The sequence below is a fragment of the Pseudomonas sp. GW823-FHT01D03 genome (genome assembly GCF_058798255.1).
Genome location: NZ_JBXAKK010000001.1, coordinates 2,729,845 through 2,755,319 on the forward strand (window position 1 = coordinate 2,729,845; position 25,475 = coordinate 2,755,319).

At 58.3% G+C, this 25,475-nt stretch carries 18 protein-coding genes; 9 read left to right on the plus strand and 9 right to left on the minus strand.

Annotated elements, in window-relative coordinates; all coding sequences use genetic code 11:
- The first annotated feature begins 9 nt into the window (after positions 1-9).
- A complete protein-coding gene (locus AC1RBR_RS11885; protein ID WP_492564511.1) occupies positions 10-507 on the plus strand; it encodes a P-loop nucleotide/nucleoside kinase family protein in 498 nt (165 codons plus the stop codon).
- Here the strand turns inward: AC1RBR_RS11885 and AC1RBR_RS11890 are convergent.
- Both AC1RBR_RS11890 and AC1RBR_RS11895 read right to left on the minus strand, forming a co-directional pair.
- A complete protein-coding gene (locus AC1RBR_RS11890; RefSeq protein WP_492564513.1) occupies positions 479-994 on the minus strand; it encodes a P-loop nucleotide/nucleoside kinase family protein in 516 nt (171 codons plus the stop codon). The genes AC1RBR_RS11885 and AC1RBR_RS11890 overlap by 29 nt on opposite strands.
- A gap of 57 nt (positions 995-1,051) precedes the next feature.
- Complete coding sequence (locus tag AC1RBR_RS11895) at positions 1,052-1,528, minus strand: hypothetical protein (protein WP_492564515.1); 477 nt, start codon at positions 1,526-1,528, stop codon at positions 1,052-1,054.
- 320 nt (positions 1,529-1,848) lie between these two features.
- Between AC1RBR_RS11895 and AC1RBR_RS11900 the strand changes: the two genes are divergently transcribed.
- Positions 1,849-3,768, plus strand: coding sequence for a tyrosine-protein phosphatase (locus AC1RBR_RS11900; protein WP_492564516.1), 1,920 nt, complete (start codon positions 1,849-1,851; stop codon positions 3,766-3,768).
- 393 nt (positions 3,769-4,161) lie between these two features.
- On the plus strand, positions 4,162-5,079 hold the full coding sequence (locus AC1RBR_RS11905) for an IS110 family RNA-guided transposase (protein ID WP_480403306.1): 918 nt from the start codon (positions 4,162-4,164) through the stop codon (positions 5,077-5,079).
- Between the two features lie 383 nt (positions 5,080-5,462).
- Here the strand turns inward: AC1RBR_RS11905 and AC1RBR_RS11910 are convergent, their stop codons facing one another.
- Positions 5,463-6,434 carry an AraC family transcriptional regulator gene (locus AC1RBR_RS11910; protein WP_492564518.1) on the minus strand — a complete coding sequence of 324 codons (972 nt, stop codon included), beginning with the start codon at positions 6,432-6,434 and terminating at the stop codon, positions 5,463-5,465.
- Between the two features lie 349 nt (positions 6,435-6,783).
- Here AC1RBR_RS11910 and AC1RBR_RS11915 point away from each other — a divergent pair, with 349 nt between their 5' ends.
- The gene (locus AC1RBR_RS11915; RefSeq protein WP_492564520.1) at positions 6,784-9,462 is read left to right on the plus strand and encodes a type I restriction endonuclease; all 2,679 of its coding nucleotides are present in this window, start codon (positions 6,784-6,786) and stop codon (positions 9,460-9,462) included.
- 169 nt (positions 9,463-9,631) lie between these two features.
- On the opposite strand, the gene AC1RBR_RS11920 is transcribed toward AC1RBR_RS11915, so the two are convergent.
- Positions 9,632-9,994 (minus strand): DUF6124 family protein, encoded by a 363-nt coding sequence (locus AC1RBR_RS11920; protein ID WP_492564522.1) that lies wholly within the window; start codon positions 9,992-9,994, stop codon positions 9,632-9,634.
- Positions 9,995-10,452: 458 nt separating this feature from the next.
- Here AC1RBR_RS11920 and AC1RBR_RS11925 point away from each other — a divergent pair, with 458 nt between their 5' ends.
- Positions 10,453-11,325, plus strand: a complete 873-nt coding sequence (locus AC1RBR_RS11925; protein ID WP_492564524.1) for a helix-turn-helix domain-containing protein — start codon at positions 10,453-10,455, stop codon at positions 11,323-11,325.
- A gap of 116 nt (positions 11,326-11,441) precedes the next feature.
- A complete protein-coding gene (locus AC1RBR_RS11930) occupies positions 11,442-12,710 on the plus strand; it encodes a DUF1479 domain-containing protein (protein WP_492564525.1) in 1,269 nt (422 codons plus the stop codon).
- A 57-nt stretch (positions 12,711-12,767) separates the two neighbouring features.
- Here the strand turns inward: AC1RBR_RS11930 and AC1RBR_RS11935 are convergent, their stop codons facing one another.
- From AC1RBR_RS11935 to AC1RBR_RS11955, 5 genes are all read right to left on the minus strand, one after another.
- Positions 12,768-13,697, minus strand: coding sequence for an MBL fold metallo-hydrolase (locus AC1RBR_RS11935; protein WP_007969052.1), 930 nt, complete (start codon positions 13,695-13,697; stop codon positions 12,768-12,770).
- Between the two features lie 41 nt (positions 13,698-13,738).
- Positions 13,739-14,941, minus strand: a complete 1,203-nt coding sequence (locus AC1RBR_RS11940; RefSeq protein WP_492564528.1) for an NAD(P)/FAD-dependent oxidoreductase — start codon at positions 14,939-14,941, stop codon at positions 13,739-13,741.
- A gap of 249 nt (positions 14,942-15,190) precedes the next feature.
- Positions 15,191-16,162, minus strand: a complete 972-nt coding sequence (locus AC1RBR_RS11945) for an IS110 family RNA-guided transposase (RefSeq protein WP_492563214.1) — start codon at positions 16,160-16,162, stop codon at positions 15,191-15,193.
- Between the two features lie 315 nt (positions 16,163-16,477).
- Positions 16,478-16,849 (minus strand): response regulator transcription factor, encoded by a 372-nt coding sequence (locus AC1RBR_RS11950; RefSeq protein ID WP_492564529.1) that lies wholly within the window; start codon positions 16,847-16,849, stop codon positions 16,478-16,480.
- A gap of 129 nt (positions 16,850-16,978) precedes the next feature.
- Complete coding sequence (locus AC1RBR_RS11955; RefSeq protein ID WP_492564531.1) at positions 16,979-17,998, minus strand: GlxA family transcriptional regulator; 1,020 nt, start codon at positions 17,996-17,998, stop codon at positions 16,979-16,981.
- Between the two features lie 198 nt (positions 17,999-18,196).
- Between AC1RBR_RS11955 and AC1RBR_RS11960 the strand changes: the two genes are divergently transcribed.
- From AC1RBR_RS11960 to AC1RBR_RS11970, 3 genes are all read left to right on the plus strand, one after another.
- Positions 18,197-18,868: a response regulator transcription factor gene (locus AC1RBR_RS11960; protein WP_492564532.1), complete on the plus strand. Its 672-nt coding sequence runs from the start codon at positions 18,197-18,199 to the stop codon at positions 18,866-18,868.
- A 59-nt stretch (positions 18,869-18,927) separates the two neighbouring features.
- Positions 18,928-24,417: a trifunctional serine/threonine-protein kinase/ATP-binding protein/sensor histidine kinase gene (locus AC1RBR_RS11965; RefSeq protein WP_492564534.1), complete on the plus strand. Its 5,490-nt coding sequence runs from the start codon at positions 18,928-18,930 to the stop codon at positions 24,415-24,417.
- A gap of 528 nt (positions 24,418-24,945) precedes the next feature.
- Positions 24,946-25,461: an Hcp family type VI secretion system effector gene (locus AC1RBR_RS11970; protein ID WP_027613808.1), complete on the plus strand. Its 516-nt coding sequence runs from the start codon at positions 24,946-24,948 to the stop codon at positions 25,459-25,461.
- Positions 25,462-25,475 lie beyond the last annotated feature (14 nt).

Here is a 25,475-nt window from a genome sequence, read left to right on the forward strand (position 1 = left end):
ACGTCCCCAATGCGTGCACCCACACTACACCTGATGTGCGGCAAGATCGCCTCGGGCAAATCGACACTGGCCAAATCACTGGCTGAGGAGCACGGCGTGCTTGTGTTCAGTGAGGATCAGTGGCTGTCGCGGCTGTATCCGGAGCAGATCAAATCCGTGGCCGATTACGTTCGATGTGCGCGGCAGATTCGCGGAGTGCTGGGGCCGTTGGTGATTGATGTGCTTAGCGCGGGGGTGAGTGTGGTGCTGGATTTTCCGGCCAATACTGTGGCGGATCGGCAGTGGTTGCGAGGGCTGGCGGATAGCGCGCGAGTGCCGCACTGCCTGCATTTTCTGGAAGTGGATGACGCCACCTGCCGTGCTCGGCTGCATGCGCGTAATACGCTGGCGGAGCACGAGTTTGCCGCTTCGGATGCAGAGTTTGATTTGATCACCCGTTACTTTCAGGTGCCGGAGGTGGGCGAGGGGCTGGAGATCGTCATGCACCGCAATCGCCAGCAGGGCTAGCTCCCACGATGATCGTCACCGCCTGATCCACGGAGAGACTCGCGGTGTCGAGCCGAAGGATCGGCTGCGTCCAGGCCTCATATTCGTGATTCACAACAGAAGACCAACTGGGGGGAGTCAGACCCGTTATGTCTGATTGCCGATGCTCCACCCGGCGACGATGCTCACGTCGGTCTGAGCAAATCACTTCGATGTTGAGCAACGGCGCGCCCGAGCGAACCGCGATGTCGGCCCACGCTTGCCGGCTCTCAGCGACCGGATTCACGCAATCAACCACGACACTGTGGCCGGGACGCAAATTGTTCATGGCCAGCTCGTTGGCGACCCGGTAACCGCTGGTACCGACATCATTAGCCAGAACCCCGGCGTTGCGGATGGCTTGTTCGATCGTGTCGATACGCAGACAGGTTGCACCCAGCCGGGTCGCGAGTGATCTGGCGATGGTGGTCTTTCCGGTTCCCGGCAGGCCGCTGAAGACAATTAGCACTGGCAGTCCTCGTTCGCAGTGGCCCATGTCGCGTTCAAAAGTGGATGAAGACCTGACTTACAACGCCCACATCCGAACCAGGGCAAATTGCAGATCCACAGTTACGCATGTCCGGCCATCCACCCACTCATCTTCGCGAAGACGGCGCCCGGTATTGGTTTCGCGTTCGCCTTTGGCGATGACCAGGACGAACAGGCGGGTGGGGCATTCGAAAGAGCGCAACCGATCAACATCGGCCCGCACCGACCAGTCGCCTTCCAGGCACTTGGCCTGCGAGACATCGCCGAGGCACTTGATTTCGGCGACCATCCTCTGAGCACCGTTGTCGTCCAATGAGTACAGGTCTGCCTTGCGTCGGTCGCCTATCGGCAGATCCGTCCAGATCTCGATCTCATCTTCGAACCAGGCTTGCAGGCTGATTTGGGCTTGAATCCAATGCTCGCGGCAACTGTTGAGTTGCAGCACTTGCTCAAGATTCTTCTCCATGCCTTGAAAGGCGCGCTCGAACAATCCGAGCCATTGAGTGGTGTCCATTTCACATTTCCTGTGTCAGTCCATTTGGGGGAGGGATTATGGACGGAATCGCCTTCAACCGAAAACTCCACATTCATCACCGAACCCTGTAGGAGTGAGCCTGCTCGCGATAGCGGTATATCGCTGACATTTGCGTTGTCTGACACACCGCTATCGCGAGCAGGCTCACTCCTCCAGTGGCTCTCCGGCAGATACGGACAAAAAACGCGGCCCACGGCCCGATCGCGCAGCCATTTCCTTGCGCAGTCGTTCTGTCATATTCGGTATCAGTTGATTGCAGATAGTAGCCAGCCCAACGCTAATTCCAATGAGGCTGCACTGTGTTTCAACGTCTTGTGTGTTCGCTGTCCGTTTTGAGCCTGTCCATCGCCGCTGCCCACGCCGCCGAACCTGTGGTGCTCGACACGCCGCGCCTGCAAAGCATCGACAACTTCCGCGATGTCGCCGGCCTCACCACCGCGTACTCCACGGCCCACGACGGCACCATGCGTGGCGGCGTGTTCTACCGCTCCAACGCGATCACGCCGTCGGCAGCGGATCTGGCGACCCTCAACAGCCTTGGCATTAAAGCCGTCTACGACTTGCGCACGCCGAGCGAAATCGCCGGTACGCCGGACACGATGCTGACCGGCGCGACCTACCAGAACATCGACATCATCGGCAGCACCACCTCGGGCGCGAACATCACCAGTGTGTCGTTCAAAAGCGCTGCCGACGCCATCGCCATGATGGAGCAGACCAACCGCGCCTTCGTCAGCGATGCGGGGATGCGCGGTCAGTTCGGCAAGCTGTTCAACGAGCTGGCCAGCACCGATGGCGCTCAACTGTTTCACTGCACCGCCGGCAAGGACCGCACCGGATGGACCGCCGCCGTGTTGCAGAGCATCGCCGGGGTCGACAATGCGACCATCATGGCCAACTACCTGGCGACCAACGACTACACCGCCGCCCGCGTCGCCGCGACCCTCAAGGCGCTGCCGCCGAGCATGGCTTCGGTCTACGCGCCACTGCTCGGTGTGCAGGCCAGCTACTTGCAGGCCGGTCTCGACGAGGTCACCGCCGAATACGGCAGCATGGACAACTACCTCAAGCAAGGCCTCGGCCTGTCGCAGGAAACCATCTACGTGTTGCGCGGTAAACTGGTCGAGTACAACAGCCTGCCGGGTCAGGCCGGGCTGATCGGCAACGCCGCTGCCGGTGCCGAATTGCTCCGCGAATTGCAGAACAGCAACCTGTCCGGCACCTACAGCGCCTACAACTCCTACCTGCAATCGGCGATCGACGCCGGCACCCTCGGCGGTGTCGAGTCTCAGGTCGGCGGCCAGGTTCACGCCGACGCCGCCAGCTACTTGCTGCGGCAGAACGCGTTGATTGAACAAGCCGCCGCGCCTTACGCCAGCGGCACCGATCTGAAAGTCGGGCAATACCGTTTGTGGACCACCGCGCTCGCCGGTTACCTCGGCACCGACGGCTCGTCCCACGCCGAGAGCAGCAACGAACACAGTCAGGGCCTGATGGTCGGCATCACCCAGCGCTTCTCCGAACAACTCAGCGCACGCGGCGGTTTCGGCTACAGCAAAGGCACCGTCGGCGGCGCGGGCGGCGAGGCCGATACCGATTTCACCTTCTTCAACCTCGGTGCGCGTTACGGCTTCACCAGTCTGGAACGCGGCCTGTTCGTCGACGCCAACGCCAGCGCCGGCTACGTCGATTATGACAGCAAACGCGAACTCGGCGGCGGCCTCGGCACGGCCAAGGGCGACACCCACGGCAACCTCACCGGCGCGACGCTGGCGCTGGGTTACCGCGCCCCGGTCAACGGCATGATCCTCGAACCGAGTCTCGGCTTGCGCGTCAGCCACCTTGACCTCAAAGGCTTCAAAGAGAAGGGCAGCGAACTGTCACTCGACATCGACGACAACACCGCCACCCGCCGCAGTGCCGTCGCCAACCTCAACGTGGCATTTGCCTCGGTGGCGATGGGCGCGTGGCAACTGGTGCCGGGCGTGCAAGTCGGCTACGAACGCACCCTGGGCAACAACGACGTCAACAGCCAAAGCCACCTGCTGGGCCTCGACATCGAACAACGCGCCGCCTTCGACAACCGTGACCAGTTCAGCGGCGGCGTCAACCTGATGGCCAGCCTCGGCGCGGTCAGCGTCGGCGCAGAAGTCGGTGCCAGCGGCGGTGGTGACAGCCACGGCTTCAGTGGCAGCCTCAAGGCCAGCTACGCGTTCTAAAGCTGGGACGACAGCGCAAGGTCAAGGATGACCACCATTGACAAAGCATCAGCAAAATATGGTGGAGCAGGGAACGGCCAACCCTGAGTCACCGCAAAAACCTGTGGGAGCGGGCTTGCTCGCGAAGAGGCCATGTCAGTCACCATCACCTCGCCTGACCCACCGCATTCGCGAGCAAGCCCGCTTGTGTCTGAGTAAGGGGATAAACTCTGGGGTGAGAGGGGTGGATGGCAAGCTGTGAGTCCGCGGTGCTTAAAGCACGAGTGGGAGCAAAGCTGCCATCCACCTTTCTACTCTGGCCCCTAAGCCCGAACAGTTGGACGAGCGCCACTCGAATCACAAGCGTGGGCAAAGCCAGAGCACTCTCACTTCTGAGTGTAAGAGGGTTTTGCCATGATTTCCTGGGTCGGCATCGATATCTCCAAATCCAATCTCGTCGTCTGGGTTCAACCACAGAAAGACGGCTTTGAAGTTCCCAATACGGTTGAAGGCTTTGATGTGCTGATCGCACGTTTAGCTCAGTACACGGTTGGCCGTGTATTGCTGGAAGCCACAGGCGGCTATGAACGCAAGGTCATGGCGGCATTGCAGCAGGCAAGTTTCAGCGTGTTGAGGATCAATCCTCGCCGGGCCAGAGCCTTTGCCGTAGCAATGGGCAAGAACGCCAAAACCGATCCCATCGACGCGGCGGTTCTCGCCGACTTTGCCGAAGCGTTGCATGCGTCTCGCGAAAAGCCCATCTCGCCTGAGCGTGAAGCCCTGCGCGAGTTGATTCAATTACGCGAGCACTTCGTCCAGCAGCGTGATGACAACAAGCGCCGGCTGCAACAGGCCCAGTTGCCCGCGGCCATAGAGGCGATCAAGGATCATATTCGCTACCTGCAGACTCAGATCAAACAGTTTGGCAAAGCCATTGATCGAAGCATGCGTGAGCTGGATGCGGAAAAAGCCGATCGGCTTATCTCCGTCAAAGGCATCGGCACTGTGGCGACCGCCAGCTTGATGGTTTATCTACCCGAACTCGGCGAGCTGGATCGCAGGGAGATCGCCGCCTTGGCGGGAATCGCCCCCTATAACGACGACAGCGGTAATCACAGCGGGAAACGTCAGATTTACGGAGGGAGAGCACGCGTCAGACGTGCGCTTTACATGTCGTGCTGGGTCGTTATCCGCCATCAAGCCGATTTCAAGGCCCGCTATGAATCACTAAGAGAACGAGGCAAGAGCGCGAAAGTCGCGCTCATCGCCTGCATGCGAATACTGCTGATCAGATTGAATGCCATGCTGCGAGACGGCACAGAGTGGCGGTGACGAACGGTCGCAGTAAGACAGTTGCTCCCACATTTGGATCCCGGCCAGCCGCCAAACCTGAGTCCAGCACATCAGCCGTGTCACCGACCAGCGCCAGTCCTGAGCCCACCAACTAACCCTGTGGGAGCGAGCTTGCTCGCGAAGGCGCCATGTCAGCCAACATCACCATCAACTGATCCACCGCATTCGCGAGCAAGCCCGCTCCCACATTCAGATCCCGGCCAGCCGCCAAACCTGAGTCCAGCACATCAGCCGTGTCACCGACCAGCCGCCAATCCTGAGTCCACCAATTAACCCTGTGGGAGCGAGCTTGCTCGCGAAGGCGCCATGTCAGCCAACATCACCATCAACTGACCTACCAGCATTGTCCGCCGATAAACCAATCAACCTCTCCCCCTCAACTGCGCCGGACTCACCCCATACGCCTGTTGAAAATACTGACAAAACCGCCCGACATTACTGAAGCCAAAACGCAGCGCCACCTCCGTCACCGATGCCGAATGCCGTTGCCCCAGCGCCTCGAAAGCCCGCTCCAGCCGCACCTGCCGCTGATACGCCACAATGGACATCCCGACAAACCGCCGAAACCCCTCCTGCAATGCACGCTGACTGACATTGCTCAACCGCGCCAACTCCACGCCACTCACCAATTGCTCCGGATGCGCCTGAATAAACTCCATCGCCAACTTCACATGCCGCGGCGCCACCCTCGGCGCCGGCTGGCGCAACGCCTCGGTAAAATTGTGCGGCCACGCCTCCAGCACCGCATCGATCAACATCTCGCGCAACCGCGACGGCATCAGCGTGCCGCTGTTGAGCAACAAATCAAACTCCGTCCCCGTCGCTAGATCAATCAACGCCTTGATCCCACCAAACGCTGCCGAGTGCAGATCCACCACCGGCTCAAACACAATCTTCTGCACAATCGGCCGCCCCAACAACGCCGCCAACCGCTCCGTCAAATGCCCCCGATTCACCGAAATCCCGTGCTGCGCGTGATTGTCGAGAAACCGCATCGAACGGATATCCGCCTTATCAATCGCCAACCCCACCTGCGCCACACCGACGGACTGGGTGCGGTGGTTGAACACAATCTTGCCCGCCGTGGGAATCACAAACGTGATCTCGTCCTGCGGATCGGGGAAGGTGACGGTGAAATCACCGTGGTAATTCATACGCCGGAAACTGACCCCGTCGTGCCGCCCGTAGACGCCGCCGATGATGATGTTGGAGGGGATCGGCGGGTTGTCGGCGTAGCGATTGCCGAAGAGCCGGGAGAAGAGGGCGCCGAAGTCATCGGAGTGGAGGTTTTCGGAGCGGAGGATGATTTTTTGGCGAGGCGGGGGTGGGGACACCTTGGGGGCACCTTTTATTGACGCTCTAGGGTAGAAATGAAAGGTTAACAAGCTTGGGTGACACGGAGATGACTATAGGGAAGGGGGGGATCAAAAGATGAATAGTTTATAGTCAAAAAATTGAGGCGAATGAACGTGTTAGCTCCTCTTACAGGTTCGGACGTTATGATCGGGAACCATGTAACGCCATAGCGCATCTAGGGCAGCTCACAACGTGCTTCTTGCAAATTGTTTCGATCCCCTATTCTATGAGCCGACAAGCTTGATACGGAAAGCGCACAGATAGCCTCCTGTGAAAAGCCTTTAACAAAAGCTCAAAAGTAAAGTCGTTATTTAAGGGATTGAAAGAATGGCGATAAAATTTGAATTGCCGGCTAAAGATGCAGTCGTTACTGAAAGTGACGTGGAACAGAAAATAATTTACCCGCTTCTCGTTGCGTTCGATGAGGTTGGGCTTCAATATCAGTCTGCCGAGATTATAACTAAAGGTGATATTCGTAAGCTTTCGATAGATAAAGATACCAAGAAAAAAATATACTATCCAGATTATATGGTGGTGATTGGTGGGTTTCCATTGCTCGTAATAGAGGCAAAAAAGCCCAGCGATGCCGATGTGGAAGATGCATTTAGAGAGGCGCGACTTTATGCTAATGAACTCAATGCCTATTTTCCTATCGGTGTTAATCCTGTTCGCAAGGTGATCGCGACAAATGGTGTCGTTCTTTTGGCTGGCTCAAGTGACAATATTAAGCCGCAGCTAGTTATGAATATTTCTGAATTGGTCGCTTCGTCTCAAAACTATCATGATTTATTCAAGGGATTTTCCAGAGGTGTATTGGAAGTTTTTGTGGAGAGATTTAATCAAGAACTAGCTTCTGGATATTTATCCAAGCCGCGTAGGCTAGTAGGGGGGCGTGCAGTTCAGGATGAAGAAATTGGACATAATTCTTTTGGTGCCAATATAGCTTCTGATTTGGGGCATATTTTCAATCCTGCGACTATTGAAGATAGAATATTTATCGCAAAAAATGGATATATACCTTCAAAGAGGCGCGAAAGGTTTATTGAACCAATTGATAGGTTAATTCGCGCAGCTAAGCCTCCGAGTGAGATTAATGCAACTACAATCGAAGATACTTCGGTACCTCGAGAGATAGTTTCGGTTCTGGCTAAGCAAAGTAAATTTCTTGAGCGAAAAGTTGTTCTTCTAGTAGGAAGTGTGGGGTCGGGTAAAACGACTTTTATTGATTATCTTAAAGAGGTGGCGTTGCCAAGCGATGTAATTGATAGGACGGTGTGGGTTCGCATTAATATGAACGAATCTCCAGTGTCTCCTGATGAGATTTATGATTGGTTACGAAATGAAATAATAGAAGGCTGTAAGGCTAATACTCCACAGTATGACTTTGATACGCTGGAGGCTGTTAAGAAGGTTTACTCGGTTGAGTTGAATCGTTTTGAGAAGGTTTACAGGCCATTGTATGAAGGAGGAGCGGAGTATAATATTAAGCTCGGTGAAAAAATTGAAGATTTAGAGTCAGATATTCATCTTTCCGCGCTAGCATATACAAGGTTTTGCGCAACTGAGAGGGGTAAGCTTCTAATAATCGTTTTAGATAATTGCGATAAGCGAACCTTGGATGAGCAGTTGCTAATGTTTCAAGCGGCTCAATGGCTGCAAAAAGAATTCCGATCGCTTGTGATACTCCCGTTAAGAGAAGAAACATATGACAACCATAGAGATCATCCACCCTTAGATACAGCGCTGAAAGATCTTGTATTTAGGATAGAGCCGCCGTTGTTTCAGAGTGTTCTTGCCAAGCGCGTACAGCTTGCCTTAAGGGCTCTGGATGGTAACGGTGGGCAAAATATGCTGACTTATGAACTGCCAAATGGGTATACGGTTGAATATAGTAAGAATGATACCTCGTTTTATTTGACGTGTATCTTAAAGTCTATCTTTGAAAATGATAAATATGTGCGTAGGATTATAGTTGGGTTATCGGCTCGTAATATTAGGAGGGCGCTGGAGATATTTCTGGAGTTTTGCACAAGTGGGCATATTGCGGAAGATGAAATATTCAAGATTCGACAGTCACAAGGGATGCATACCTTACCGTTACATATTGTGTCCAGAGTTCTCTTGCGGATGAATAGAAGATATTATGATGGGGATCATTCGCATGTTAAAAATCTTTTTACTACTCTGTCCTTTGGTAAGAGAGGTAACTATTTCTCTCGGCTTATGATTCTTAGGTGGTTAAAGCAAAAGTTTCATAATATTGGTCCTTCCGGTGTTCAAGGATATTTTCCGGTGATCGAATTGAAGTCAGAGTTGATTCCGCTTGGGCTTGAATCTGATGTGATTATAAGAGACTTGGAGTTCTTGCTTGCTGGACACTGTGTTGTCTCCGAGGATTTCACAGTTTCAGAAATTACTGATAGCAACTTGATTAAGCTTGCGCCCGCAGGCTTCGTGCACTTAGATTTGTTGACTAATGTTAGTTATTTGGCTGCACTTGCTGAGGACACCTTGTACACTGAAGAGAAAACGGCCAGAGAAATAGCCGAGAGGATAAAGTCACTTGAGTTGCAGTACAATCAACGCACCGCATATCAGAATGCAGTAGATTTTTATAACTATATCAAAAAGCAGTACGAGTCTTTGTTGGCTAGTACTTCTAGTTATTTGGAAAATAGTAGTCTTGCTAGTCTGGCTTCTATATCGGAAATGGAGCCGAGCCTTAACGCTTTTAAAAGAAACGTTCTACCAGCTATTTGGCAAGATGCTGAGTTGCTGTATACGCCTGGAAAGCAATACACATGTGAGGTTGTAAGGTATGCGAAGAATGGTTTGATAGTTAAAATGAACTTAGGGATGACCGTGTATGTGCATCCCAATCAGTTGCCAAAGGACTTTGTTGAAAGAGATTACAAGCGTGGTGATAAGGTTGATTTTTTAATTAATTCCATAGACGTTTTTAGTCAAAAAATACGCTTGGATTCTGTAGATGTCTCTACTGGTTAATAGTTAGCTCTACGCTTTAATGAGATTTAAATTAGGAGAGGATTGTATCAGGGACGGTGGATCTGAGTCACAATCACCGTCTAGTACTAGCTAGTTTATGTTGAATGTTTTTTACTTTTTTATCCCTCTGTGACAAAAAATAAATTTATTTGGCATAGAGGGACTATTTTTAGTCTAAAGGCACAAAATTATCCAACGCCTGATTCACCGCCAGTTCCCCCAGCATCACCACCTGCGCAATGCCCAGCAGCGTCTTGCGAATCGGCCCCTCTACCAACGCCGCCACATCCCCCAACATCACTGTCGCTGAACCCAGTGATTCACTGGCGTTCGCCAGCAATTCCTCGGTGGCGATTTTGGGGTTGGCGAGGAACATGGCGTTGGGTGTGTAGGGCGTGGCCATGATCTGGCTGGCGGGGTTGAGGTAGTGGTCGAGGGCGCGTTCGGCGGCTTCGCTGAGTTTTCGGGAATCGGGGGATTCGTAGGGGGAGACCGTTTCGGTTTCGGGTGGGTTCGGTGTGACTTTGAACATGATGAAACTCCTGGGAAAGCGATTAAGGAGCCATCACGCTTCGCTACCAAACGAAGGGTGGCGGCCATGCACAGGTTGGTAGACCGGCCCAGGAGCCCGGCGCGCCCTAAGACGCCCTACGCATGACCACCATAAAACAGGGACGAGAAATCGACCTCTGCATAAGGGGAGCTATGCGACCTGGAAGTGCCGGGCTACCAAACCCGATCGCTGCTTTTCAGCGACCGACCCACGATAGAACCCGCACCCTGGGCGCACAAGCCGGCGGATTCTGGCGTAGTCGTAGGCAATGGCGCAAGGCGTTGTAGCCTGGGATGACGTAACACTGGGTGTCTTTAAACGGCTTTGGCAAAACCTTAAACACGAGCGAGAAACTGACCGATTCGCGGCTTGAGCATTTCGATCGCGGTGATACGATCGTGGCGCGCCACCCACACCAAAGAGCAGAATCGGTCACCATGAAACCCAGTTTCGAAAAGATCCCCACCGAAGCCACTGCTTCCTGGACGCTGCTGAACCGGCGTCTGCCGGAGGCGATTCCGTTCGAATGGCATCACCATCCCGAGTACGAGCTGACGCTGACGTTGAACAGTCGTGGCCATCGCTACATCGGCAATGACGTGGCGCCTTACGATGACGGCGATCTGATTCTGGTCGGGCCGAATGTGCCGCATAGCTGGTCGTCGGCGGAGCGGGTCGACCATGGGCAACCGCATGTAGCGCTGGTGATCTGGTTTTCGACGGAGTGGGCGGAGTCGTTGGTGACGTTGTTTCCGGAAATGGGATCGGTTCGGCAATTGCTCGCGGCGGCGCGGCAGGCGTTGAGTTTCAGTGCGGCGACGTCGCGGGAGACTAGGCCGCTGATTGAGGCGATGGTCGAGCAGGAGCCGGCCGAGCGTCTGATCGCGCTGTTGACCGTGTTGAGCAAACTGACGCGGGACGTCGATGCCAGGCGAATCCCCTCTGCGTCGAGCTCGCAGGCTGGCAGTCAGATTGTCGAAGACCCGCGAATTCATCGGGTTCTCGATTACGTGCACGGTCACTACACCGAGGCCATCAGCATTCCAGCGTTGGCCGAGATGGCCTGCGTCAGTGTGTCGGCGTTCCATCGGATGTTCCGCCGTCATACGCGCTGTACGGCGCTGGACTACATCGTACGGCTAAGGGTCGGACATGCCTGTGCGCTGTTGATGCAGGGGCACTCGACGGTTTCGCTGATCGCCGAGGCAGTGGGGTATTCGTCGCTGGCGCTGTTCAATCGCCAGTTCAAGGCGTTGAAGGGGCTGACGCCTTCGGAGTTTCGTCGTCAGCACGGTCATCACTTTCTGTAAGCGGCGCGCTGCTAAACGCCACAATCGTATTAGCCGACGCGGCAAATCAGGCTGCCGCCGCCACCCTCGGAAGTGATCCCATACCTGCACCAACAACAAGGTCTGCAGGTCCCCCGATGAGCAAATACCAGGCATTCGAGAGCGCAACGCTGCCGGAGAATTACCGCGACAGTGTCGTCAAAATGAAACGCATCTTGCGCGCGCAGATCGGCGATGTGCAGGGGCTGTTCGCCGAGGTCAGTGAGTTTATTGCCGGCGAGATTGCGTCGATCAAAGCGCAGGAGGCACAGACCGGGTCGGGCTGGCCGGTGCTGGAGTTCGCCGACATCGCCAGCGGCACAGTGACTGGCGAGCAGTTGGCGTTGATCAAGCGTCGCGGCTGCGTAGTGATCCGCAATCACTTCCCCCGCGAGCAGGTGCTGCAGTGGGATCAGGGGTTGCTGGATTACCTCGACAAGAATCGATTCGATGCGCTGTATCGCGGGCCGGTCGACCAGTTTTTTGGCAATCTGGAGGCGTCGCGGCCGGAGATTTTTCCGATCTACTGGTCGGCGTCGCAAATGCAGTTGCGCCAGCATGAGCGGATGGGCACGACGCAGGCGTTTCTCAATCGATTGTGGAAGACTCATTCGCACGGTCAGGACTGGTTCAATCCGGACATCAATGCGCTGTATCCGGATCGGGTGCGCCGGCGTCCGCCGGGTACACACTCAAAAGGCCTTGGGCCGCACACCGATTCCGGGGCGTTGGAGCGCTGGCTGCATCCGGCGTATCTGAAGGTCTTCGACAAAATCTACAGCAATGACTTCGCGGCCTACGACCCATGGGATGCGGCGTTTCGTACCGAGGTCGATGAGTACGCCTACAAGGACACGGTCAAGTGTTCGGCGTTTCGCACATTTCAGGGCTGGACTGCGCTGTCGGATATGCAGGCCGATCAAGGCGTGCTGCACACCTTGCCGATCCCCAAGGCTATGGCCTATCTGCTATTGCGGCCGCTGCTCGATGACGTGCCCGAAGATGAGTTGTGTGGTGTGGCGCCGGGCAAGGTGCTGCCGGTATCGAGGCAATGGCATCCGCTGTTGGTGGAGGGCTTGAGCCCGATTCCGGATGTGCAGGCCGGTGATTCGGTGTGGTGGCATTGCGATGTAATCCATAGCGTCGCGCCGGTGCAGAACCAGCAGGGCTGGGGCAACGTGATGTACGTGCCGGCGGCGCCGATGTGTCCGAAGAATCTGCGTTATGCGCGAGATGTGTTCAGGGCATTCGAGCAGGGCGCTTCGCCGGATGATTTTCCGCGTGAGGATTATGAGCGGTCGTGGGAGGAGCGTTTTAGTGTGGAGAGTCTGAACCCGCTGGGGCGTGCGGGGCTTGGGCTGGAGTGAGGGGGATTGCATCTTCGCTCGGCAAAGGCCGGGCGAAGATGCTTTGCGCCATCGCGATCAATAATCCCAGATTGCCGGAATCCAGCGGAATGCTTCGCCGTTGACGGAGACACGGCCAACCGAAGGGAAGGGCAGGTGCGTGGCGACAAACAGTTCGCCGCTGGCGGCGGCTTCCTGCAGCAGCCGTACGCGCACGCGCACCGCTTCTTCGGGGTCGTGCTCGAAGCCGTTGTGCCAGTCCGGGTGGTCGAAGGCTACCGGGAACAGGGCGTCGCCGGCAAAGGTAAGGCGTTCGGCGCCGGACGTCACGTAGACCACGCAATGACCCGGGGTGTGGCCGCCGGTGAGCCTGGCGACCACGCCGGGGGCCACTTGGTATTGGTCTTCGAAGATACGCAGCTTGCTTTGGTACTGGTCGATGAACGCGTTGGCGGTGGAGCGCAAGACGTCCGGCACCGGCGCGGGCATGTCGGTATAGGTGAAGTCCGGCGAGGTCCAGAAGTCGACTTCGGTGGCGGTGACGTGGATACGCACGTCGTCGCGCAGACGGTTTTTCACCGCGTCGACGAGCAGGCCGCCGATGTGGTCCATGTGCATGTGGGTGATCACGATATCGGTGACATCCGCGAGGTCGATCCCGGCCGCCGCGAGGCGTTTGGGAAACTGCCCGGCACGCGGGAAGCCGGGGAACTGGCCGCCGAGGCCGGCGTCGACGAGGATGACTTGCTCGCCGCTGCGCACCACCAGCACGTTGAGTGCCCAGTCGAACGCGTCGGGGCCCAGGTACATCTCTTTGAACCACGCAGCGCGGTCGGCGGGATCGGCGTTGGTCGACATGGTCTGGGTCGGCAGCGGCAGCACGCCGTCGCTGATGACCATGACGTCGATGTCACCGAGGCGCAGTGCATAGCGCGACGGCACCAGTTCTTCGGTCGGGGTTTGCAGGGTTGCGCGGTTGGCGGTGAAGGAATCCAGAGGCAAGGTCATGGTGTTCTCCTTTTTATCAGGCAAGGTAATCCGGGTTGAGATCAGGCCACGGGGATCATCGGGTCGGCAGCGGCGAGGGCGGTGCGCCGGTCAGCGGCTGGCGGGTAGATCCACACGCTGTTGATTTGTGTCTTCAGTTCCTTGGCTTCGGCTCGCACCAGTTTCAGTTGGCGGTCCCAGCCTTCGGTGTACACCGCGCCCCAGGCACCCAGGTCCAGGCAGGTCACGTACTTGGGCTGACGGTAAGTGGTTGGCGCCACACCCAGCAGATCGGCGACGGCATTGTTGCCGGCATGCCGACCGAGGCTGATGGCGTGCTGGCAGGACATTACCGAGAAGTTGCCGACGTCGTCGGTGGCGGCGCGGGCGACGTCGCCGGCCGCGAATACGTGATCAAGGCCTTGTACTTTGAGGTTGCCATCGACGTGCAGACGCCCCTGGCCATCGCGCTCGGCGGCGAGCTGTTCGGTCAGCGGGCTGGCGCGGAAACCCACGGTCCAGATCACCGTGTTGCTCTCGATGTGGCGACCGTCAGCGAGCGTGACGCCGTTGGCATCCACGGCGGCGACGGTCGCGTCGACGATCCATTCGATGCCCAGGTCTTTTGACGCCTCGATGATCGACGGACGAATGCCGTCGCCCATGGTCGCGGCGATGTCTTTGCTGCGATCAACGATGATCACCCGAACGTCTTGCTCCGCACCGAGAATGGCGCGCAGACGGCTGGGCATTTCGGTCGCGGTTTCGATACCGGTGAAGCCACCACCGGCGATTACCACGGTGTTGCGCGCAGCGCTGACAGGTTGCTTGGCCAGCGAGTGGAGATGGCGCTCGAGGCGGGCCGCCGATTCGATCTGGTCGACGTCGAACGCATGTTCTTTCAGGCCGGGTACCGGCGGACGGGCCAGTTGGCTGCCGCTGGCCAGCACCAGGCGATCGTAGGTCAGTTCACCGGGGCGGCCGGCCTCATCGCGATAACCGACACGCCGCGCCTGGCTGTCGACGCTTTCGGCGCTGCCTTTGATGAAGCGTACGCCCACGGCATCGAGCAGCGCATCCAGCGGCGCGCACATGCTCTGAACATCGGGCTCGTAGAAACGCGGACGAATGCGCAGTTCGGCTTGCGGGGCGAGCAGTGTGATCTGCACATCGTGGCGGTCATGCATATCCAGCAAGCGCGCGGCGCTCAACGTGCTCCACAACCCGCCGAACCCCGCACCGATCACCAATAATTGCTGTTTCATAATGTGCTCCCTGACGCAGATGGATGGATAAACCGAGTCGTGATTGCGACTCTGGCGTGACGATCACCGGCCGCCGCAAACTGCTTGCCGTACTGCATGGCGCTTAATCGCCCGCTGTCGAAAGCAATGCTATGGCGCAAAAGCTGCGGGCGCAGTTGTCCATCGGTGTATGCGGGTTACGCATGGGTCGAAGGGGGGTATACGAAGGTATCGGGCGGGTACGCCAAACTGTAGATACCGTCTTGCCCCTTACCGGGCAAGTGCCAATTTCGGGTCAAATGGTTGGCCCGATTTGAGCACTCCGTAAACGAAGTGCAGCAACTTGCGCATGGCTGCACAGATGATCTGTTTGGGCGCCTTGCCATTGGCCTTCAAGCGTTCCTTCATGGCGATGATCGCCTCGTTGTGCTTCAGCGCTACCAGGCCTGGCATGTACAGACCCGCGCGGACGCGAGCCGATCCGATCCTGGAAATCACTGTTCTGCCTTTGAGCTTTCCCGAGTCCTGCAGCTTTGGGTTCAACCCCGCAGCAGCGACCAGTTTGCGAGGGTCGTCATATTTGCGCAGGTCGCCCAGTTCGGCCAGCAGCCGCTCAAGGGTTTTCTGCCCGATACCGTCGATGGTCACGATCAAGTCGCGCATCTGGCGCATGTCCGGATCATCGTCGATGTGTTTCTTGATCGCTTTGTGCGTTTCAGCGATCTCTTTTTCGATGTGGCGCAGAACGGAGTTGATCGAGTCTTTGACCTTTTCGTCGGACACATCCAGACGATTGAGCTCCATCTGTTCCATTTCCTGAAGATCATCCAGCCGACGCACCATCGCCTTCAGTTGGCGGTATTTCAGTGGCTCCGGTGCCCAAAGCTGAAGCTTTTCAGCCTTTTCCCGAGCAAAATCAGCGATCAGTTTGGCGTCGCTTTTATCGGTTTTGATCCGGCGTAACTCGCTGTCGGCGTAAGCATGGGTCGTGGCCGGATTGACGACACAGACCCGGTAACCCTTGCTGTAGACGAACTCGGCAAGTTCCAGGTGATAGATGCTGGTGGCTTCCATCACGATCAAGGCTGTAGGCTCGACCTGCTTGTTCAACCAAGCTTCAAATTCTTTGAAACCCTTCGAGTTATTAGGCAGCTTGGCCTTGGTTTTGTGCTTGCCGTTCGGCAAGTGCGTGGCGATATCAAAGGTATTTTTAGCGACATCGACACCGACGAAACTGGACATGACTGTCTCTCCATTGATCCGTTTTCGATCATCACTGCACTCTGTCCAACCTTGCGAATGCGAGCTCTCGCCAGAGACGGGCCCAAGATACCGTTCGAACTATATGAGTGAGTGTGGAGGGCTGGAGCACGATCTACATCACAGGCAAAAAGCCTAAGGAGCTGCACGGCTTCCAAGTCCCTCCCTCGATGATCAGTCGAGAACTATCGCTCCTGACGGAGCGATAGTCGAGATACAAGGAGCTGCCGAAGGCTGCGATCTTTTGATCTTGTTTTTTGAAGATCAAAGTCAAAAGATCGCAGCCTTCGGCAGCTCCTACTTGGGAGGTGTTTGGTTCAGGGCGATCGCGATGTGCCTGAGCAGGTCTTCGGCGCGGAAGGGTTTGGCCAGGCAGGCGATGACGCCGGGGGGACGGTTCTTCATTTCATCGGGACAGGCGGTGACAAAAATCACTGGAATGCGCCAGCCTTGCGCGTGTAATGCGGCATGCATTTGCGGGCCGCTCATGCCCGGCATCTGGATATCGGAAATCAGACAGTGCGTCTGCGCCGGACCTTCCGACTCAAGGAAAGCCTGCCCTCCCGAATAGCCAAGCACTTGATAATCACTGGCGCGCAACAGGCTTTCCAGCGCACGGCGAATGGCCTCGTCGTCGTCAACCACGGCAATGACAACTTTATGTTGCATAGGGCTCCCTGGCCGGATGGGCACGCATGGCGACTCCTGTCGTTCTTGCACCATACGCCGTCGGCAGCGGCGCAAAACTATACCTAGGTATAGCGCGGCCAGCCCCTTTGCCAGTCAGTGCTGACGGCGTCAGCCTTCGCGGCTGAAGCGGCTGCGATAGTCACGCGGTGAAATCGACAGATGACGCTGGAAGCAGGTGCGCAAACGCTCTTCATCGCCGAAGCCACTGAGACGCGCGACCTGGTCGATGTTGTGCGTCGAGGTCTCCAGCAAACGCCTGGCTGCTTCGAGGCGAAACAGCTCGATGGCCCTGGAGGGCGTGTGACCGGTGCTCTGTTTGTAGACCCGGGTGAAATTGCGCAGGCTCATTTTGGCCTGTTCGGCGAGGCGTTCCACTGTCAGCTTCGGATCGCTTGAGTGATCCATCAGCCACAGGTGCAACGAGTCGAACTGCGGGCTGCCCTGCATCTGCGATTGCAGCAAGGTGCTGTATTGCGCCTGGCCACCGGGACGCTTGAGGTACACCACCAATTCGCGGGCGACCTGCAACGCCACCTCACGGCCGCAATCAGCCTCGACCAGTGCCAGAGCCAGATCGATTCCTGCCGTGACCCCGGCCGATGTCCACACCGCGCCCTGTTGAATGAAGATCGCATCGGCATCCACCTCGACCGCCGCAAAGCGCTCGCGCAACGTGTCGCACATGGCCCAATGCGTGGCGGCGCGGCGACCGTCGAGCAAACCGGCCTGAGCCAGCAGAAAGGCGCCGCTGCACACCGAAACCACACGTCGCGCGGCCTGGCTTTCATGCCGTAGCCACGCGGTGAGTCCGGCGTGATCGTCGAGGGTCTGGCAAATATCGGGCGCGCCGGGCACGACCAGGGTGTCCAGCGCGGCCATGTCGAGCTGGTGCAGCGCCCGGGTGTCCACGGCCAGGCCTTCGATGGTGTTGACCAGGCCGCCTTCAAGGCTGGCGGTGTGCAGTTGATAACCGGGTTGGCCGCGTTCGGCCAAGGCTTTGCTCGCCGCCCAGAACACGGTTTGCGCACCACTGAGGTCGAGCAGACTCATTCGCGGGTAGGCAATAAACACCACGTCGCGCGGCTCAGGCCTGGGCCAGGTGAGGGTTTGCAGAGAAACGCTGGACATGGAAATCGGGCCTGTTCAAACGGTGGCAGAGGGGCGGCGGTGTGGCCGATTTTCAGGGGTTTCTGGCCTGTCGGCAATGCGTCCCCACTGCTAGCCTGTGGCGCGACCGTTTGGCTGGCCTCTGGCTGCGTTCGCCATCATGGACTAGATTTATTCACCTGCACATCGCACGCGTTGCGATCTCGCCGAGGACTCACGATGACCCTGTGGTCGCATTCCAGCCCCAGCGCAACACCGCCCGCGTTGGGGGAGCCGGTGGTTTATGTGGTCGACGACGACGCGTCCATGCGTCAGGCCCTCGACGGTTTGCTGCGCTCGATCGGGCTGCAGGTGCAGACGTTCGAAACCTCCCGGGACTTCCTCACGTCGGCCAGACGTGACGCGCCCGGTTGCCTGGTGCTCGATGTGCGTTTGCGCGGTGAAAGCGGCCTGATCGTTCAGGAACAAATGGAGAAAAACGGTCTGCGCATTCCCGTGGTGTTTATGACCGGCCACGGCGACATTGCCATGACAGTCAAGGCGATGAAGGCCGGGGCGGTGGATTTTCTGGCCAAGCCTTTTCGTGATCAGGACATGCTCGATGCGGTGGCCAGCGCATTGGCCCGTGACAGTGCGCGACTGATCGCCGAACAATCCGGTGCGGCCCTGCGTCTGGCCTACGAGACACTGACGGTGCGTGAGCGCGAGGTGCTCGGTTTTGTCATCAGCGGGCTGATGAACAAGCAGATTGCCGCTCAACTCAACCTCAGCGAAGTGACGGTTAAAGTCCATCGCGGCCAGGTGATGAGGAAACTTGCCGCACGTTCGGTGGCCGATCTTGTGCGTATCGCCGAGGCGTTGGGCATCGAGCCGGCACGGCGCTCCAGTTGAGCTGAATACGCGGGGGAGATTCACCGCGTGGCAAAAACCCTTTGACGGTGTCGACCCGTATGGCCAGCAAACAGCAGATTTTGTGGAGTGACGGCGAGCGGGTGTTTTCCCGTGGGCGCGGTAAGGGTGAGGGCAGTCCCAGTGTGCTGGTGATGCGCCCGACCCTTGATCAGCCGTTGCCTGCAACCCTCGACCGATTGGCACACGAATACAGCCTCAAGGACTCTCTCGGCGATCAATGGGCGTTGTCGCCGCAAACCCTGGAGCGTGCCGGCGGGACAACGCGCCTGGTGTTCGACGACCCCGGCGGCGAGCCACTGTCACGCTTGCTCGTCGCACCGCTGGACACGGAAACCTGCCTGTCGCACGCGATCAACATCGCCGTCGCGCTCGGCCATGTGCATCAGTGCGGGCTGGTGCACAAGGATCTCAAGCCTCAGCATATTCTGGTCAATTGCCACGACGGTCAGGCGCGTCTGACTGGCTTCGGCCTGGCCTCGCGTCTGCCGCGCGAACGTCAGGCGCCTGCGCCGCCGGAAACCATCGCCGGCACACTGGCCTACATGGCGCCCGAACAGACCGGGCGAATGAATCGCTCGATCGACTCACGCAGCGATTTGTACGCCTTCGGCGTGACGTTGTATCAGATGCTCACCGGCTCGTTGCCGTTCAGCGCCAATGACCCGATGGAGTGGGTGCATTGCCACATTGCGCGGCTGCCGATGCCGGCCTGTGAACGGGTGGCCACGGTACCGGTGATGTTGTCGCGTGTGGTCATGAAGCTGCTCGCCAAGACGGCCGAAGCACGCTATCAAACGGCCGCCGGCGTCGAACATGATCTGCGCCGTTGTCTGGACGAGTGGCGGCGGACGCGGCAGATCCAGGTGTTCACGCTGAACGAGCAGGGCGCGAACGACCGCTTGTTGATCCCGGAGAAGCTCTACGGGCGTGAGCGCGAAGTGCAAACGCTGATCGACGCCTTTGCCCAGGTGGTAAAGACTTCTTCGCCGAGGCTGGTGCTGGTTTCGGGTTATTCGGGCATCGGCAAGTCCTCGGTGGTCAGTGAATTGCACAAAGTGTTGGTGCCGTCGCGGGGGCTGTTCGCTGCCGGTAAGTTCGATCAATACCAGCGCGACATCCCCTATGCGACGCTGGTTCAGGCTTTTCAGGGATTGGTGCGCACGCTGCTGGGCAAGCGGCGTGAGGTGCTGGCTGACTGGCGCGCGGCGTTGTTGCAAGCACTGTCACCGAACGCGCGGTTGATGACCGAGCTGATCCCGGAACTCAAACTGATCATTGGCGAACCGCCGCCGGTGCCGGAACTTGAGCCGCAGCAAGCGCAGCAGCGTTTCATGGCGGTGTTGCAACGCTTCATCGGCGTGTTCGCCCGGCCCGAGCACCCGCTGGCGTTGTTCCTTGATGACCTGCAATGGCTGGATGCGGCAACACTCGATCTGCTGGAAGACCTGCTGACTCGCTCGGACCTGGGGCACTTGTTGCTGGTGGGGGCTTACCGCGATAACGAGGTCGATGCCGATCACCCGCTCAACGGCAAGCTCCGGGCCATGCGCACTGCCGGCGTGCACATTGATGAGATCCGCCTGGCGGCGCTCGCCGGCGTGCACATCGAGCAACTGATTGCCGAATCCCTGCGCTGTCCTCCCGCAAGCATCGTTGCATTGGCACGGCTGGTGCTGGACAAGACCTACGGCAATCCCTTTTTCGTCATCCAGTTTCTGCACGCGCTGTTCGAGGAGCAGTTGCTGGTCTACGACCATCAGTTCAGCCGCTGGCGCTGGGATCTGGCACTGATCAACGCCAAGGGCTACACCGATAACGTGGTCGATCTGATGCTCGGCAAACTGGCGCGCCTGCCGCTGGACACTCGCCAGGCGCTGCAACAACTGGCCTGCCTGGGCAACGTGGCGCGGATCGACACGTTGGCGACCGTGCTCGACCTGTCGACGGTGCGCGTACGCGCGGTGCTGTGGCCGGCGGTGCGTCAGGAACTGATCGAGTTGCACGAAGGCACCTGTGCCTTCGCCCATGACCGCATTCATGAGGCCGCGTATTCGCTGATCGCCGACGCTGAACGCGCGCAACGGCATCTGCGCATCGGCCGCTTGCTCGCTCTGCAAACGCAACGCGAAGGGCGCGAAGAGGCGATCTTCGAAATCGTCGGCCAGCTCAATCGCGGCGCCAGCCTGATCAGCGCCCACGCCGAACGCGAACAGTTGGCCGAATTCAACCTGCTCGCAGGCCAGCGCGCCAAGGCGTCGACCGCTTACACGTCCGCGCTGACTTACCTGGGCGCGGGGGCGGCGATGCTTGGCGAGCAGGACGGTGACAGTCGCCATGAACTGGGGTTTGCCCTGGCGCTGAACCGCGCCGAGTGCGAGTTCCTCACCGGGCAACTGCCGCTGGCCGAGGCGCGTCTGGCCGCGCTGGCCGAGCGCGCCATAACCACCGTGGAACGGGCGGCAGTCACCTGTTTGCAGATGGATGTCTACTTGCTGCTCGATCGCAGTGATCGCGCAGTTAGCGTGTGCCTGGCGTATTTGCGTCAGGTCGGCATTGACTGGACGGCGCATCCGGACGATCAGCAAGTGCGTTTCGAGTACGAACAGATCTGGACGCAACTGGGTGAGCGCAGCATCGAGCAGTTGATCGACCTGCCACTGATGCAAGATCCGGCCGCGCTGGTCACGCTGGATGCGTTGAGCAAACTCTTCGCACCGGCGTTGCAGTCGGATGCCAATCTGGCCTGCCTGACCATCTGCAAGGCCGTCAGTCTGAGTCTGCAACACGGCAACTGCGATGCCTCCTGCATGCTCTACGCCAACGTGATGCGAGTCGCCGGCCCGCGCTTCGGCGACTATGCCGCCGGTTACCGCTTTGGCCGTTTGGGCTGCGATCTGGTCGACCGCCGTGGACTGACGCGATACGAAGCGCGTACCTACCTGTGCTTCTCGATTTTTGTGGTGCGCTGGATGCGACCGGTGCGTGAGTGCCGCGAATTGCTGCGCCGAGCACTCAGCGCCGGCAACCGCATCGGCGATTTGCCTTATGCGGCCTATGCCGGTAATAGCCTGATTTCCGATCTGTTGTTTATTGGCGAGCCGCTGGCGCAAGTGCAGGTTCAGGCCGAGACAGGGCTGGCTTATGCGCAGAAGATTCGCTTCGGTCTGGTGGTGAGTTTCATCAGTTGCCAACGCGCGCTGATTCGCATGCTGCGCGGGCAGACGCCGCAGTTTGGCTGTTTCAACGACGAGCACTTTGATGAGGCAAGTTTTGAGACGAACCTTGCCGCCCCGGATCTAGCGCTTGCTCGCGGCAAATATTGGGTGCGCAAGCTGCAGGCGCGCTATCTGGCCGGGGATTATCCGGCGGCGGACGCCTGCGCAGCGCAGGCAAAGGTTTTGTTGTGGGTGATCTCCTCGTTTTTTGAAGAGGCCGAATATCACTTTTACGCCGCGTTGACTCTGGCCGCTGCCGCCGAATCAGACCCTGATCAACGGCAACGCCTGAAGGAACACCTCGATCAACTGCAAGTCTGGGCGCAACAGTCTGCGCAGACTTTCGCCAGTCAGACGGCGCTGGTCGCTGCTGAAATCGCTCGGGTTGCAGGGCAGTCGATCGAAGCGCAATCATTGTACGAGCAGGCGATTCAACTGGCCCGGGACAGCGGTTTTGTGCATGTCGAAGCCTTGGCCAACGAACTCGCCGCGCGCTTTTACAGTGCCCGTGGTCTGGACAAGATCGCCCGTCTGTACCTGCAAGACGCGCGCTACGGTTATCGGCGTTGGGGCGCCGAGGGCAAGGTGCGACAACTGGAACGATGCCATCGCTATTTGCGCAATGAAGAGGCGTCGCCCAACCCGACCGCGACCATCATCACCCCGGTCGAGCATCTTGATCTGGCCACGGTGCTCAAGGTATCCCAAGCCGTTTCAAGCGAAATTGTCCTGAATCGATTGATCGAAATGGTCATGCGCACCGCCATCGAACAGGCTGGCGCCGAGCACGGTCTGCTGATTTTGATCGAAGACGAGACGCCCTATATTGCCGCGCGAACCAGTCTGGGCGCCGACCGCACGCAGTTGTGCAACGAGCCGGTGAGTACGACAGCGTTGGCCGAATCAGTGCTCTACCGGACCCTGCGCACCGGCGAAAGCCTGTGCCTGGACGATGCCGTCGCCGATCCGGCCATTGCCGCTGACCCGTATATTCATCAGCGCGGCGCGCGTTCGATCCTGTGCCTGCCATTGATGAATCAGGGGCGGATTGCCGGGGCGCTGTACCTGGAAAACAACCTGTCTGGCGGCGTGTTCAGCCCGGCACGTTTTGCCGTGCTGCGACTGGTGGCTTCACAGGCGGCGATCTCGCTGGACAACGCGCGGCTGTATCGCGACGTCGCCGAGCGTGAGGCGAAGATTCGGCGGCTGGTCGACGCCAACATCATTGGCATCATCGTCTGGAATATTGAAGGGGAGATTATTGAAGCCAACGACGCGTTTCTGCGCATGGTCGGTTACGAACGCGAAGATTTGCTCTCGCGCAGGGTGCATTGGCGGGACATGACTCCGCCGCCATTGCGCGAGGAAAGTGAAGTTGCGCTGGCGACCGCGATCCGCACCGGGCGCGCGCAGCCGTTCGAAAAGGAATACATCCGCAAGGACGGCAGCCGCCTGCCGGTGATCGTCGGTCTGGCCGCGTTCGAAGCCAGTCAGCAGCAGGGCGTGGCGTTCGTCCTCGACCTGAGCGAGCGTAAACAAGCTGAAGAACAAGTACGCGAGAGCGAACGCCGATATCGTCAGGTCCAGGCGGAACTGTCCCACGCCAACCGCGTGGCGACCATGGGCCAGTTGGCAGCGTCCATCGCCCACGAAGTCAACCAGCCGATCGCGGCCACCGTGACCAATGCCAACGCCGCGTTGCGCTGGCTCGGTGCGCAACCGGCGAACATCGACGAGGTTGAGCAGGGCCTCAGGCGCATCATCAACGATGGCAATCGCGCGGCCGAGGTGCTCGGACGCATCCGCGCACTGATCCGCAAGACGCCACCGCAACGCCAGGCGCTGAACCTCAACGCGGTAGTGGGCGAAATGGTCGGGTTCACGCGCAGTGAGGCGGCACGATGCGGGGCAGTGGTCAGCACACAATTGGCCAGCGACTTGCCTGCGGTATTGGCCGACCGGGTCGAATTGCAGCAGGTCCTGCTCAACCTGATCATCAATGCCCTGGAAGCAATGGAGGTGATGGAGGCGGGCGAGCGCAGACTGCTGATCAGCAGCGAATCCGTAGCAGAAGACGTTCGGATCATGGTCAGCGACTCCGGGCCGGGATTCGCCTGCGAGCGTGCAGAGGAAGTGTTCACTGCGTTCTACACCACCAAATCGACCGGGCTGGGCATGGGACTGTCGATCTGCCGCACCATCATCGAAGCCCATGGCGGACGCTTGTGGGCAGAGGCCAATTTGCCGTTGGGTGCGCGAGTGTTATTTACGCTGGCGGCGTGCAACCGCGTTGCAACCCTTCAGCGATCGTAGCCGGGGAGGCAGGTGACGGTCGTCTCGGGTTCTTTGTTGACTGGGCTGGCGCCTTCGCGAGCAAGCCCGCTCCCACATTGGGTTTTGCGGTGTTCGAGAATACTGTGGCGGACGCAAAACCTGTGGGAGCGGGCTTGCTCGCGAAGGGGAATCCACGCGATTCCCAGTACTTGGTCGAAACTTACCGTCCACTGCAATTGGCGTCGTCAGCGCCGAAAATCTAAACACCGCAACTGCGCAAAAAGTTGCGCAGTTGCTTCGCCAATTTCACCCGAGAATTCCCTTCAAGCCTCTCTAAACCAAGCCCTCCAGCCAAGTGCGCAAGAAGTTGCACAGTACTGCGCAACTTCTTGCGCACTTTTTTCTGTTTATCGAAGTTTAAAACGCCGGAACGCGAAGGTATTGCCGCCAACCCATTGATCCGAAATGGCTAGATGATGGCTGGCACGGAACTTGATATTCGAGCAGGTACCCGGGCAGGCAATGGTGCCTGTCGGTTGTGTTTTTTCAGGCAAGGAGAGCATCCCCATGGCAACACCAGCGTACATGTCCGTCACTGGCGAAAAACAAGGTCTGATCACTGCCGGCGCGTTCACCGCCGACTCCGTGGGCAACACCTTCCAGGAAGGCCACGAAGACCAGGTCATGGTTCAGGCCTTCACCCACGACGTGATCATCCCGCGTGACCCGCAATCCGGTCAGCCAACCGGTCAGCGTGTGCACAAGCCAGTGGTCATCACCAAGGTCTACGACAAGGCTTCGCCTCTGCTGCAAGCGGCGCTGACTTCCGGCGAGCGCATGAGCGAAATCGTTATCCAGTGGTACCGCACTTCGGCTCAAGGTACTCAAGAGCACTACTACACCACCAAACTGGAAGACGCGATCATCGTCGCCATCAACAACAAGATGCACAACTGCCAGGACCCGTCGAACGCCCACTTCACCCACCTGGAAGAAGTGCAGTTCACCTACCGCAAAATCACCTGGACCCACGAAGTCTCCGGTACTTCGGGCTCCGATGACTGGCGTGCTCCAGTCGTTTAATCGCGACTGATGGT

Excerpts from the sequence above, each read along its gene's own strand:
- AC1RBR_RS11885 (WP_492564511.1), top strand. The coding sequence starts at position 10 with ATGCGTGCACCCACACTACACCTGATGTGCGGCAAGATCGCCTCGGGC.
- AC1RBR_RS11895 (WP_492564515.1), bottom strand. The coding sequence starts at position 1,528 with ATGGACACCACTCAATGGCTCGGATTGTTCGAGCGCGCCTTTCAAGGC.
- AC1RBR_RS11905 (WP_480403306.1), top strand. The coding sequence starts at position 4,162 with ATGATTTCCTGGGTCGGCATCGATATCTCCAAATCCAATCTCGTCGTC.
- AC1RBR_RS11915 (WP_492564520.1), top strand. The coding sequence starts at position 6,784 with ATGGCGATAAAATTTGAATTGCCGGCTAAAGATGCAGTCGTTACTGAA.
- AC1RBR_RS11920 (WP_492564522.1), bottom strand. The coding sequence starts at position 9,994 with ATGTTCAAAGTCACACCGAACCCACCCGAAACCGAAACGGTCTCCCCC.
- AC1RBR_RS11925 (WP_492564524.1), top strand. The coding sequence starts at position 10,453 with ATGAAACCCAGTTTCGAAAAGATCCCCACCGAAGCCACTGCTTCCTGG.
- AC1RBR_RS11930 (WP_492564525.1), top strand. The coding sequence starts at position 11,442 with ATGAGCAAATACCAGGCATTCGAGAGCGCAACGCTGCCGGAGAATTAC.
- AC1RBR_RS11935 (WP_007969052.1), bottom strand. The coding sequence starts at position 13,697 with ATGACCTTGCCTCTGGATTCCTTCACCGCCAACCGCGCAACCCTGCAA.
- AC1RBR_RS11940 (WP_492564528.1), bottom strand. The coding sequence starts at position 14,941 with ATGAAACAGCAATTATTGGTGATCGGTGCGGGGTTCGGCGGGTTGTGG.
- AC1RBR_RS11945 (WP_492563214.1), bottom strand. The coding sequence starts at position 16,162 with ATGTCCAGTTTCGTCGGTGTCGATGTCGCTAAAAATACCTTTGATATC.
- AC1RBR_RS11950 (WP_492564529.1), bottom strand. The coding sequence starts at position 16,849 with ATGCAACATAAAGTTGTCATTGCCGTGGTTGACGACGACGAGGCCATT.
- AC1RBR_RS11955 (WP_492564531.1), bottom strand. The coding sequence starts at position 17,998 with ATGTCCAGCGTTTCTCTGCAAACCCTCACCTGGCCCAGGCCTGAGCCG.
- AC1RBR_RS11960 (WP_492564532.1), top strand. The coding sequence starts at position 18,197 with ATGACCCTGTGGTCGCATTCCAGCCCCAGCGCAACACCGCCCGCGTTG.
- AC1RBR_RS11965 (WP_492564534.1), top strand. The coding sequence starts at position 18,928 with ATGGCCAGCAAACAGCAGATTTTGTGGAGTGACGGCGAGCGGGTGTTT.
- AC1RBR_RS11970 (WP_027613808.1), top strand. The coding sequence starts at position 24,946 with ATGGCAACACCAGCGTACATGTCCGTCACTGGCGAAAAACAAGGTCTG.